Annotated in this window: 8 protein-coding genes; all 8 read left to right on the top strand. The window is 38.2% G+C overall.

The features are described from left to right. The first annotated feature begins 389 nt into the window (after positions 1 to 389). The 8 genes from H9625_RS06380 to H9625_RS06415 all read left to right on the top strand — a co-directional run bounded on the left by H9625_RS06380 (position 390) and on the right by H9625_RS06415 (position 13,427). Entirely contained in the window at positions 390 to 1,691 is a 1,302-nt protein-coding gene (locus tag H9625_RS06380; RefSeq protein WP_191763487.1) for a glycoside hydrolase 5 family protein, read from the top strand. Between the two features lie 30 nt (positions 1,692 to 1,721). Then, the gene (locus tag H9625_RS06385) at positions 1,722 to 3,215 is read left to right on the top strand and encodes a glycoside hydrolase family 28 protein (protein ID WP_191763489.1); all 1,494 of its coding nucleotides are present in this window, start codon (positions 1,722 to 1,724) and stop codon (positions 3,213 to 3,215) included. Positions 3,216 to 3,254: 39 nt separating this feature from the next. Beyond that, positions 3,255 to 6,287: a SusC/RagA family TonB-linked outer membrane protein gene (locus H9625_RS06390; RefSeq protein ID WP_191763491.1), complete on the top strand. Its 3,033-nt coding sequence runs from the start codon at positions 3,255 to 3,257 to the stop codon at positions 6,285 to 6,287. A gap of 11 nt (positions 6,288 to 6,298) precedes the next feature. Beyond that, positions 6,299 to 8,077 (top strand): RagB/SusD family nutrient uptake outer membrane protein, encoded by a 1,779-nt coding sequence (locus H9625_RS06395; protein ID WP_191763493.1) that lies wholly within the window; start codon positions 6,299 to 6,301, stop codon positions 8,075 to 8,077. Positions 8,078 to 8,173: 96 nt separating this feature from the next. Beyond that, positions 8,174 to 9,142: a glycoside hydrolase family protein gene (locus tag H9625_RS06400; protein ID WP_191763494.1), complete on the top strand. Its 969-nt coding sequence runs from the start codon at positions 8,174 to 8,176 to the stop codon at positions 9,140 to 9,142. Positions 9,143 to 9,196: 54 nt separating this feature from the next. Next, positions 9,197 to 10,303, top strand: a complete 1,107-nt coding sequence (locus H9625_RS06405) for a glycoside hydrolase family 26 protein (protein WP_394354924.1) — start codon at positions 9,197 to 9,199, stop codon at positions 10,301 to 10,303. 108 nt (positions 10,304 to 10,411) lie between these two features. Then, positions 10,412 to 11,578: a glycoside hydrolase family 130 protein gene (locus H9625_RS06410; RefSeq protein WP_087250059.1), complete on the top strand. Its 1,167-nt coding sequence runs from the start codon at positions 10,412 to 10,414 to the stop codon at positions 11,576 to 11,578. Positions 11,579 to 12,044: 466 nt separating this feature from the next. After that, positions 12,045 to 13,427, top strand: coding sequence for an MFS transporter (locus H9625_RS06415; protein WP_191763496.1), 1,383 nt, complete (start codon positions 12,045 to 12,047; stop codon positions 13,425 to 13,427). Positions 13,428 to 13,495: the final 68 nt, after the last annotated feature.

Here is a 13,495-nt window from a genome sequence, read left to right on the forward strand (position 1 = left end):
ATCAAAATCTAATGGCTTATGTGAAAACAAATAAATCTATCTGTCTTAATTTGCCAACATTCTTTCTCACACTTCAGTCTATTCAAATCAAGCATCCGTAACAAACAACTTTATTATTATATAGCAACTAAATTTAGGTACAGAACACTCCTCCTTGCCAGCTTAATCCATTTACTGAAATAGAAAAACGTTACATGGCATGTATGTGGGAATTATGGCAATAACCCACATCGGCTAAGATATCAAACGGGGGAATAATGCACCGGTTCAAAATCATTTTGAAACAAGTATTACCAATATGCATCAGAATCGATAAAATAGTATTAGTTTATCTTATTTGTCTACGTTAATTTTGTAATTGATAATTAACAATACTAAATAAAGTACCAATGAGAAAACACTATTTATTTGTTCTTATTTCTATTTGGTTGTGCATTGCTTGCACTTCCAAAATTTCAGAGCCTTCAAAGGTAACTTCTTTTGTAAATATCGAAAATGGTCAGTTTATAAAAAATGGGAAGCCCTATTATTATATAGGAGCGAATTTTTGGTATGGGGCAATTTTGGCTTCTGAAGGAGAAGGAGGCAATCGGCAGAGGCTGATTGCGGAATTAGACTCAATGGCTGCTATTGGCATTGACAATCTGAGAATTCTGATTGGAGCGGATGGAGTAAACGGTGTCCCCGCAAAAGTAGAACCTACGTTACAAGTGGAAGCGGGCGTGTATAATGATACTATTTTGGCAGGTTTGGATTATTTGCTTTATGAAATGGGAAAGCGGAATATGGTGGCTGTGCTTTACTTGAATAATTCTTGGGAATGGTCTGGCGGTTATGGACAATATTTAGAATGGGCAGGTTACGGGAAAGCACCTATTCCAGCCATAGATGGATGGGATAAGTATCAGACTTTCGTTAGCCAATATCAGAAGAGCGAAGAAGCCAAAAAACTATTTGCCGATCATGTGAAGAATATCGTTACGCGTACCAATCGGTATACTAACCAAAAATACATAAATGATCCTACTATCATGTCGTGGCAGATTGGTAATGAACCGAGAGCTTTTGGTCAAGAGAATAAAGTGAGTTATGCTTTGTGGATTCATGATGTAGCTGCACAGATTAAGGCATTGGATCCGAATCATCTAGTTTCTACGGGCAATGAAGGATATCAAGGAACCGAAGGTGATATCCAGCTATGGGAACTGATTCATTCTTACTCCAATGTTGATTATATGACCATTCATATTTGGCCTTACAATTGGGGGTGGGCTCAAAAAGACAATTTGGATGGAACGGTCCAATATTCTATTGATCAGACAGCTTTATATATCAAAGAACATTTGGTTATTGCTGAAGAGCATCAAAAGCCTTTGGTCATAGAAGAATTCGGGTTTCCAAGAGATAATTTCCAATTCTCTAAAACTTCATCTACGGTAAACAGAGACCGTTATTATGAATCTGTCTTTAATCAAGTCTTTGAAAACAGCAAATCTAATGGCCGCTTAGCTGGTTGCAATATTTGGGCATGGGGAGGATCCGCTCGTCAGAATCCCGAACATGTATTTTGGGAGAAAGGAGATGACTATATGGGTGATCCTGCACAGGAGGAACAAGGGTTGAATTCTGTATTTAATTCAGATTTTTCAACTATTAAACTTATTGTAGATATTACAGAGAAAATGCATTGATGGTTGCTTATATATAAAATTACGATTGGTATGAATAAGCGTTTATATGTTATCTCATTATTATGTGTGTTGTACCTTTGTGCGTTTGCTTCAGGGAAAAAATACGTGATAACTAATTTTGGAGCAAAAGGGGATGGAATTACATTAAATACTCGATTTATTCAACACGCCATTGATGAAGTCAGTCTTGCAGGTGGTGGTTGCATAGTCTTTCCCAAAGGAGTATATCTATCAGGAAGTTTATTATTGAAAAATAATGTGGAAGTGCATTTAGAGAAAGGAGCAAAGATTCTTGGCAGCACAAATCCTTATGATTATGTAATGTTAGACATAGAAAAAAATTCTCCGTCTATTAATAGAATGGACAATTCAAAATTAGCTCTGTTGCTAGCATATCGCTCAACTAATATTTCTATAACAGGAGGAGGCGTTATTGACGGACAGGGACGAGAGTTAGCATTGGCTATAGATAGTTTACATCATATAGGAGAAAGGATTGATTCTAATTATTCGGTTAGAGTAAACGAAAGACTCCGTCCTAAAATTATCAATTTTATGTATTGTTCTAATATATCCATAAAAGAGGTGACTATAAAGAATTCCGCTTGTTGGGTACAAAGTTATGAGATGTGTGAGAATTTAACAATTGATAATGTGGAAGTTTATAGTCGGGCTTATTGGAATAATGATGGAATAGATATAGTAGATTGCCAAAATGTGAAAGTTACAAACTGTATGATTAATTCAGCTGATGATGGTATTTGCCTCAAATCATATAATCCTCAAACGGGTAATGATTCCATTTATATTTCAAATTGCAATATAGTAACAAGTGCTAGTGCAATAAAATTGGGGACTGCTTCATATGGAATATTTAAAAATATACGTATAAATTCTATCCGAATGAAGGATACCTATCGATCAGCTATTGCCGTTGAAATGGTTGATGGTGGTATGATAGACGGAGTTTATGTAAATGATGTAGTGGCATTGAATACTGGCAATGCATTTTTTATTCGTTTAGGGAATCGAAAAAATAAGAAAGGAACACTTAAGAATGTGGAAATTAAGAATATGAAAGTACAAGTTCCTTATGAAGATGCGGACATTATGTACGATATGAAAGGTCCTCGTCTAAGTTTTCCGCATAATCCTATCCCAGCATCTATAACAGGAATTTCAGGTAATTATGTAGAAAATGTTGTATTAAGAAATATTGAAATAGAGTATCCTGGAAGAGCTTCAAAAGGAGTTGCTTATATTCCAACATGGAGAATTGACGCTGTCCCGGAAAAAGAAAATGATTACCCGGAGTATTCTATGTTTGGTGAATTACCTGCATGGGGAGTATATGTAAGGCATGTAAAAAATCTAAAGATGGAGGATATAAAACTTTATCTTATAGAAAAGGATTTTAGACATGCGTTTGTGTTCGACGATGTAATAGGTCTGAAGTGTGAAAGAATTCGTTTGCCTAAAGGATTGAAAGAACAATATTATCATCATAATGTAAAAAATAATTAGTAATTAAAACAATATTTTATTAAAATAATAAATGTAGTTATGAGAATCAATTTGAATCAAAAATTTTGGATTGCTGTAATATGCTTTCCTGTGGTGTTGTCTCATGCACCTGTAACCTTAGCATCATCTTTGGATGCTTTGGACTATCGCATTACAGATCTTAACAATGTTGGAGCTAATGTGATCAAAGGTGTTGTTATAGACAGTAATGGTTTACCTATTATTGGTGCGAATGTTGTGGAAAAAGGTACAACTAATGGAGTTATTACTGATTTGGGAGGTAATTTTGAACTTCAAGTATCTCTAGGCTCTGTTTTACAAATATCTTATATCGGCTATATCTCTCAAGAAATAAAAATTAGTCAAGATATGAACCGCGAGAAATTGAAAGTAGTGTTAGAAGAAGATTCTAAGGCACTCGATGAAATAGTTGTGGTTGGGTATGGAGTTATGAAGAAATCAGACTTGACAGGAGCTGTTTCTTCTGTTGATAGTGAAAAATTGAATACGATGCCTGCTTCTAATGCGATTGAGGCCTTGCAAGGAAAAATCGCAGGAGTGGAAATTGGAGCTGCGACAGAACCCGGTGTTTCACCAAACATACTAATTCGAGGTAATAGATCCATTAATGCCAGTAATACTCCATTGTATGTAGTTGATGGCATACCAAGAGATGAAATTAATGATATTCCCGTCTCTGATATTGAATCCATAGAAGTTTTAAAAGATGCTGCGTCTACTGCTATTTATGGAAGCCGGGGAGCCAATGGAGTTATAATGGTATCTACTAAAAAAGGAAAAGTAGCTCAAAAAACAGAAGTATCATTTGGTATGCATATTGGTGTTAATCAAGCTAAAATGCCGAAAATGATTAGTGGAGATGATTATGTGCAATATAGAAGAGATGTAGCAAGAATAACACAAAATGGTGGTTGGGAAGAAGGATACCCTTCAGATGATATTGTATTTGCACTTGATGGGGAGAATGCTTTAGACATCATCAAGAATAGACGGTATGCAGATTGGCAGGATTTAATCTATAGGGATGGAATCAATCAAGAATATAATTTGAACGTATCTTCCGGCACAGAAAAAACTCAATTTGCGGTATCTTTAGGCTATAGAAAAGAGGAAGGATATTATAAGACAAATGATTATGATAGAATAAATGGGAAAGTTTCAATTGACCATAAATTAAATAAGTATATTAGTTTTGGATTGAATTCAAGAATTACCAATACGACGAATTCAGGAGCTACAAAAGTTGGAGGCATTAATTTGGTTTATGTGGATCCTATAGCCCAACCTTTTGATGAAGATGGTAATCTTGTGTATAAAGTAGGACAAAACAATACGTGGAATTTGTTAGCGAATTATTATGAGCCTTATAAAAATTCAACGAATACGTTCAGAAGTTTTAATATCGGATATATTGATATAAATATCCTAAAGGGTTTAAAGTTGCGTTCTAATGTGGGCATTGACATTGCTAATACTGGTTATGAAAGATTTTATGGAAAAAATTCTTTCGATGGAAATGGACAAAAAAATTATGGGGAAAGGAAGCATACTTTGGAGAAAAATTTTACTTGGGATAATATATTAACTTATTTGTTTGAGAAAAATAAGCATAGTTTAAATGCAACTTTAGTCTCTAGTATGCAAAAGAGCGTTACTTCATATGAAGATGCGTCAGGGGAATCTATTCCTATTGAGGATTTATTGGATTGGAATTTGCAAGCTGCAACGGAAAATATAAAAATTGCCAGCGGCTATGAAAAATGGTCTTTGCTTTCATTTTTGTGCCGATTCCAATATGGTTTCGATAGTCGCTATTTATTCAATTTTGCCTTTAGAGCTGATGGGTCTTCTGTTTTAGCAGATGGAAATAAGTGGGGGTATTTCCCAACAGTGTCGACGGCTTGGGTTATAAGTAGAGAAAAATTCTTTAAAATAAGATGGATTAATAATTTGAAAGTTAGAGCTAGCTACGGCATTGTTGGTAATTCTGCAATAGACCCATATCAGACTTTTTCTGGGACCTCTCAGACCACATATAATTTTGGAGATGTTTACTATTATGGTTATAAATTAGGTTCGATAGCCAATAAAGATTTAGGATGGGAATATTCTTCTAACTATAATATTGGAATTGATTTCGGCATATTAAATAATAGAATATCAGGGTCGGTAGAATATTATGTGACAAACACAAGAGATTTGTTATTGAAACGGAATATACCGATGATCAATGGTTCTGCAGAAATTTGGCAGAATATAGGAAAAACAAGAAATAGAGGAGTAGAAGTTGCTATCAATTCTGTGAACATTGACATGAAGAATTTTAGGTGGGAAACTGATTTTAATTTTTATAAAAATAAGGAAGAAATTACAAGCCTGATTGAAAAAGAGGATATGGTTGGCTCGAATTTGTTTATCGGACATCCTGTCAATGTCATTTATGATTATGAGAAAATAGGAATATGGCAGGCGAATGAAAAAGAAGAAGCCTTAATTTATAATGCAAATGTCGGAGATTTGAAATTTAAAGATCAGAATCCGGAGGACGGAAAAGCTATTGATGCTGATCATGACAAAATTATCTTAGGACAAAAAACACCGAAATGGTCTATGTTCATGAGAAATAGCTTCAATTTTTACAATTTCAATTTATCTTTCGCTATTGAAGGAAAATTTGGTCATATGCTAGAATCGGAAGCTTTAGGAAAGAATATCTTTTTAAATGGAACTCGTTATATACCTCAAGCAGTATATGGGAACTATTGGACTCCTGATAATCCGACTAATGAATATCCTAGTATTCGTTTGGAAGGTCCTATAGATAATATTGAAGTTATGGGATATAGGAAAGCCAGTTATTTAAATCTTCAAGAAATTACGTTGGGATATACGTTTGATAAACTATCTTTTATGCGGAACTTTAATATTTATGTTAATGTGAAGAATCCATTTTACTTATGGCGTGCGGATAAAGACATAGATCCTCAAGCACCCAATTATGATATATCAGCTTATCGTACATATGTTGTCGGATTTAATATTAACTTTTAATATATAATGATATGAAGAAATATATTTGTTGCTTTCTTGTTTTAGTATCGTTAATTTCTTGTTCGGACTTCTTAGAGGAAGATCCTAAAGGAAAAATAGGCATTAGTTATTTAACTACGGAACAAGGAATGAATGACCTAGTGAATTCGGTATATGGTAGTTCCAGATCTGTAATTCAATATTTGTGTGACTTAGGTGAGATGGGTACAGATCTTTGGACTTATGCGGGTAGTGGTGAAAAAGATTTAACATGGTATAATACGAATCAGCTCCCTAGTAAGGGATATATAAAAGATTTTTGGAGCTATCTTTATGAGAGCATTAATAACATTAATTTTGCATTGAGTAATATTAACTCTATCCCATTTTCAAATGCTAATAAGCAGCGAGTAATGATAGGTGAGCTACATTTTTTTAGAGCATGGTATTACTATTATATAGTGGAGACTTGGGGTGAAGGTGCCCATTATACAGTGGATGCTTTGCCCATTGGAACATATACTACGATTGGCGTACAAAAACATATATCAGATTTTTACAAATTGATATTGTCAGATATTGATGTTGCAATGGAGAATTTGCCGGAACCTGCTGAAGTGACGGAATATGGACGTGTACATATTGCTGCTGCAAAAGCATTGAAATCTAGAGTCCTATTGGCATTGGCGGGGTACGATGATTATGCAGGTCAAAGTGTATTGTCTGATTTAGCAGATAATAGATATGCAAGCGTTAAAGATGTTTATCAAGAAGTTTTAACTCTTTCGGAAGACTTAATAGAGAATTATAATTTCCGTCTACTGGAGAATCTTGATGATATTTTTGATGTATATAATGAACGTAATGATGAGATTATTTTTGCTGTTCAATTTACAACAAATACAGCGTTTAATACGGGATTATCCAGTGACAATCAGACTTATCCTCATAAATATTGGGTCTCTCCTCATACAAAATCTGCTGTTGATTTATCTTTGGTTCCTGATTCAAGAGGTCATACTTGCATGTATGGAAGAGAGTGGATGCGTAACATGCCTACTCGATGGTATTTGTCTAGGTTCGGTAAATATGATAAGCGATTTGCTAGTACTTTTGTATGGGCTTGGTGCAAATTAAAATCCGATGATGATGTGTCTATCAATTATTTGAATCCATCAAAGGTTACCGTGAAATGTGATACAATTTTAGTTCGTTTGCCATATAGCTATGAAGGTGATAGGAATCTTAAAACTTATGTTATTAATGATATAAATGATATGTATGATGAAGAGGGATTTCCTAAACCTAATGGGCGGTCGTGTTATAATACCCTTAAAAAGTTCTTAGATCCAACAAGATTAGCTCCTAAAGATGAAAAGTCTTATAAAGATGTTATAATGTTTAGATTAGGAGAGATTTATTTAAATGCGGCTGAAGCGGCATGGCGTATGGGAGACAATGGAACTTCCGCTTATTATATAAGGAGTTTACGAGAACGAGCTATTGTAGCAGGGTACGAAGATAAACTTGCTGTTAATGAATCGGATATAGATCTAGATTTTATATTGGATGAGCGTGCATTAGAAATGGGTGGTGAGTTCATCAGATGGTTTGACCTTAAGCGTACACGAAAATTAGTGGAAAGGACATTGAAATATAATCCAGATGCCCGATCTGCTGCTGATGGTAATCTTTATGGGAATGGACAGTTATCAGATATTCATTATGTTAGACCTATACCTCAATATGAAATGGATAATATTATGAATAAAGATGAATTTGTACAAAATCCAGGATATCCATCGAAATAGATTAATGTAAAATCCGCAATCATTTTTTAATATTCTGATCTTACATATTGTAGAATGCTTGCGGATCTTGAATGTTGTTTTTTTTAATGATTATTTATGAGAAAATTGATTACATTGATTATATATGCGTTATGCTTTATTGCAGGGCATTCTATTGGACGTTTTGATTTGGATAAAATTTCATCTCCAATTGTATTAAGAGGAAATGATTCTATTGCTTATAGAGATCCTGCGGTATTATTTTATAATGATACATTTTATTTATTTTATACAGTAATGAAAATTGAAAAAGATTCAATTTATGGATATACAGCTCAATCTGAAAGTAAAGATTTAGTTACGTGGACATCGCCTAGATGCATAACGCCTCGTTCTCAGAATTTAAATTTTTCAAGTCCAGGAAATGTAATAAGGTTTGGTAACGAATGGATTATGTGCTTGCAGACATATCCACGTCCTAATTATACTGTAGATCAAATGCCTCGTTATGCAAATTCTGATGCTAGAATATATTCAATGAGAAGCAGAGATTTAGAGGAATGGTCATATCCTGAGATTTTAAAACTTAAAGGAGATATGCCTATCAATAAAATGGGTAGAATGATAGATCCCTATTTGGTTCAAGATAAAGATATTCAAGGTAAATGGTGGTGCTTTTATAAGCAAGATGGAGTCAGCATGTCTTATTCTTATGATTTAAAGAATTGGGTTTATTCGGGACGTGTTGAAGCTGGTGAGAATGCATGTGTAATGGTTATTAATGATGAATACATTTTGTTTCATTCTCCTAAAAATGGTATCGGCATGAAAAAATCTAGTGATTTAAAACATTGGACAGATTTTGGAACTCTGATAACACTTGGGCAAAAAAATTGGGACTGGGGTAAAGGAAGAGTAACAGCCGCAACAGTGTTAGATTTGACCCAAGTTAACGGAATAAATAAATATTTGATGTTTTTTCATGCGTCAGGTCCTTTGACAGAGGAAGAAGGAGATTTTGATAAAAACAGTTCGATAGGAATTGCTTGGAGTGATGATTTATTAAATTGGGAGTGGGCGAATTAATCTTTCGTGGTAGATTTTTTCAAAATGAGTTAATTTATTTAGAATGGTTTATAGATGAAAATAATAAATATTACTAGGGTGAGTATATGTATATGGGGAATGACATTGTGTTGTTCATGTTCTTATAAAACAGATGATATTTATCAAAGAAATGTGACAGAAGAAACTCAGAAAACATATGCGAAGTTGGTTGAATTATCAAGTCAGCACCAATTTATGTTCGGTCATCATGATGATACGCTTTATGGAATTGGCTGGGAAGGAGAGGAAGGACGCTCTGATGTAAAGGATGTATGCGGTGACTATCCTGCTGTGATAAGTTTTGATTTAGGGGAACTTGAATTGGGGAATACGCAAAATCTAGATAAAGTTCCTTTTAGTAGAATAAAAAAAGAAATCATGAATCAATATCAACGAGGAGGAATTATTTCTTTGAGCTGGCATGTTCGTAATCCTTTAACAGGCGGAGATGCATGGGATGTATCAGATAGTACTACGGTACATTCCATATTGCCAGGTAATGATAATCACAAGATGTTTATGGGATGGTTAGACTATGTTGCATCATTCATTAACTCTTTAAAAACTCCCGATGGAACCAAAATTCCGATTTTGTTTCGCCCTTGGCATGAACATACCGGTAGTTGGTTCTGGTGGGGGAAAGAGTTGTGTTCTTCTAAAGATTATAAAACATTATGGCGTATGACTGTAGATTCTCTTCAAGCAAAAGGGGTTGATAATGCGTTGTATACTTATTCATCAAGTTCAGGTTTAAGTGACACAATTCAATATCTGGAGCGTTATCCGGGAGATGATGTAATAGATGTGTTAGGATTTGATGTATACCAATCTGCCAAAAAGTCATTTGTAGCAGATTTGCGTCAGTCGTTATCGGTACTTGAGGAAGTAGGTAAGTCGCATAACAAACCTATTGCCATTACTGAGACGGGCTATGAAGGAATCCCCGATCCTACTTGGTGGACAGGTACGCTTTTGCCTGTGATTAAGGATTATCCTATATCCTATGTTTTAGTATGGCGCAATGCTCGCGAAAAGGAAAATCACTTTTATGCCCCCTATCCGGGACATATGTCGGAACAAGACTTCGTAAAGTTCTACAACGACCCAAAGACACTCTTCGCGAAAGATATAAAAAAATAATAACAAACCCATCCCCTCCAATCCTCCCCTAAGGGAAGATTTAAATACTTTTAAATATATAAAGTTAGGGAGGGGATTTAGGGGAGGCTCCATAAACAACCATACACTATGACCTCATTCGAAGAAAAAGTAAAAGACCTCATTGCCCGTCACGAGGCACTCATCACACGTAAAAACGAACCTGTAGCTGAAAGCAATGGCGTGTACACACGCTATAAATACCCCGTCTTGACCGCAGCGCATACCCCTATCTTCTGGCGTTACGACCTTGACGAGAAAACCAATCCTTACCTGATGGAACGCATCGGCATGAACGCCGTGCTTAACTCGGGAGCGATTAAATGGAACGGGAAATACCTGCTCGTAGCCCGCGTGGAAGGTGCCGACCGCAAGTCGTTCTTCGCCGTAGCGGAAAGCCCCAACGGGGTAGACAACTTCCGCTTCTGGGATTACCCTGTAACCATGCCCGATGACGTTATCCCCGCCACCAACATCTACGACATGCGACTCACGGCTCACGAAGACGGCTGGATATATGGTATCTTCTGTGCCGAACGCCATGACAACAATGCTCCGGCAGGCGACCTCTCTTCTGCTACAGCCACTGCAGGCATCGCCCGCACCAAAGACTTGAAAACATGGGAACGCCTGCCCGACCTGAAATCGAAGAGCCAGCAGCGTAACGTGGTGCTTCATCCCGAATTTGTAAACGGCAAATACGCCCTCTACACCCGTCCGCAAGACGGATTCATCGATGCCGGAAGCGGCGGAGGAATCGGCTGGGCACTGATTGACGACATCACGCATGCCGAAGTGAAGGAAGAGAAAATCATCGACCTCCGCTACTACCACACCATCAAGGAAGTGAAGAACGGCGAGGGTCCGCATCCTATCAAGACTCCGAAAGGCTGGCTGCATTTGGCTCACGGAGTACGCGGATGTGCTGCCGGGCTGCGCTACGTATTATATATGTATATGACTTCTTTGGAAGACCCGAGCGAACTTATCGCTTCGCCGGGCGGCTACTTCATGGCTCCCGAAGGTGAAGAACGCATCGGCGATGTATCAAATGTATTGTTCACCAACGGCTGGATTGCCGATGACGACGGCACGGTGTACATCTATTATGCTTCTTCTGACACGCGGATGCACGTTGCGGTATCTACCATCGACAAGTTGGTAGACTACTGCATGAACACGCCTCAAGACGGCTTGACTACTACCGCTTCGGTAGAAACGCTGAAACGGCTCATTGACAAGAACCTTGGGAAATGAATAATTAAGAATGAGGAATGAAGAGTGGGGCATCTATTTTTCATTCCTCTTTCAGCTAAACAAATAAGTAAGTATGCAAAATTAATGATATTATCAGAAACACAGATTTTCGCGGATTAGCGCAGATTATTGTAATTTATGCGAATCAGGAGTTAAACGTAGTTATGTTTCACAGGAGTTATCACTTCGTTCAGGAGTTAAAGGCCAATAGTCCTGCTTCTGAAAGCGGTGCAAGAGGTATTGGCATCTAACTCCCAGCCCGCACTGGCGGGCGATAACTCCCTATAACTCTCTTTTAACTCCTGATTGGCATAATTTACGATTTGACAATTTACTATTTGAGCTTTAAATCGTACTTCGTAAATCGAAAAATAGTAAATTAAAAGAATCCGCGCTAATCCGCGTTAATCTGCGTTTCTGAGCCGACAGATTATATAAACTAATTCTCAACATCTACTTAATAACCATGATTAAACTCAAAGAAAAAATCGGATACGGGCTGGGCGACATGGCTTCCTCGATGTTCTGGAAGCTGTTCGGAGCCTACCTGATGATTTTCTATACCGATGTATTCGGACTTCCGGCAGCCATGGTGGGCACAATGTTCCTCGTCACCCGTGTGTGGGACTCGGTGTTCGACCCTGTCATCGGCATCATCGCCGACCGTACGTCGAGCCGTTGGGGGAAGTTCCGTCCCTACCTGCTCTTTCTTGCCGTCCCGTTCGGACTTATCGGCATACTGACTTTCTATACACCTCCTTTCGGCGAAGCGGGTAAATTAGTCTACGCCTACATCACCTATTCGCTGATGATGATGGTCTATTCGGGCATCAACGTGCCCTACGCTTCGCTCTTAGGCGTCATGAGCCCCAACCCGAAAGAACGCGGCACGCTTTCTACTTTCCGCATGATGTTCGCCTACATCGGCAGCTTCATCGCCCTGCTGCTGTTCATGCCCATGGCGAATGCTTTCAGCGGACACAGTTCGGACATTGCCGCCCAACAACATGGCTGGCTGATGGCTGTAATGGTCATTGCGGCAATGTGCGTCTTGCTTTTCTTCGGCTGCTTCTCGTGGACCAAAGAACGGGTAAAACCTATCAAGGAAGCGAAAAGCTCATTGAAGGATGACATACACGACCTCTTCCATAACCGCCCGTGGTGGATTCTGTTCGGAGCCGGCATCGCCTCGCTGGTGTTCAATTCCATCCGCGACGGAGCGGCGGTGTACTACTTCAAATATTACATCGTGGAATCAGACTTCCACGTCATCACGCTTTTCGGGATGTCGTTCGTGCTGAGCGGACTCTTCCTCTCCGTAGGCCAGGCTGCCAATATCATCGGCGTAGTCTTGGCGGCTCCGGTCAGCAACAAGATAGGCAAGAAAAACACCTTTGCCATCGCCATGCTCCTTGCCACCGCACTCAGCATCATCTTCTATTGGTTCGACCGCAGCGACCTGGTATGGATATTCATCTTCCAATGCCTCATCAGCATCTGTGCCGGAAGCATCTTTCCGCTCCTGTGGTCGATGTATGCCGACTGTGCCGACTATTCGGAACTGCGCAGCGGAAACCGCGCTACAGGACTTATCTTCAGTGCCTCGTCGATGAGCCAGAAGTTCGGCTGGGCAATCGGCACGGCAGTAACGGGCTGGCTGCTCTCCTACTTCGGATTCCAAGCCAATGCCGAACAGAGTGCCGAGACCATCCACGGCATCAAACTGTTCCTCAGCTGGTTGCCCGGAGCTGCAGCATTCGTCTCGATGCTCTTCGTTATCGGCTATCCCTTGGGCGAACAGAAGATGAAGGAAATCATCGGCAAGCTGAACGAGAAACGGAAATCCTAACTTTATTTACGATTTGGCGATTTACAAGGTACTATTTATCGCCAAATCGTAAATAGTAAATAGTCAAA

Source organism: Phocaeicola intestinalis (assembly GCF_014837065.1).
GTDB lineage: Bacteria > Bacteroidota > Bacteroidia > Bacteroidales > Bacteroidaceae > Phocaeicola > Phocaeicola intestinalis.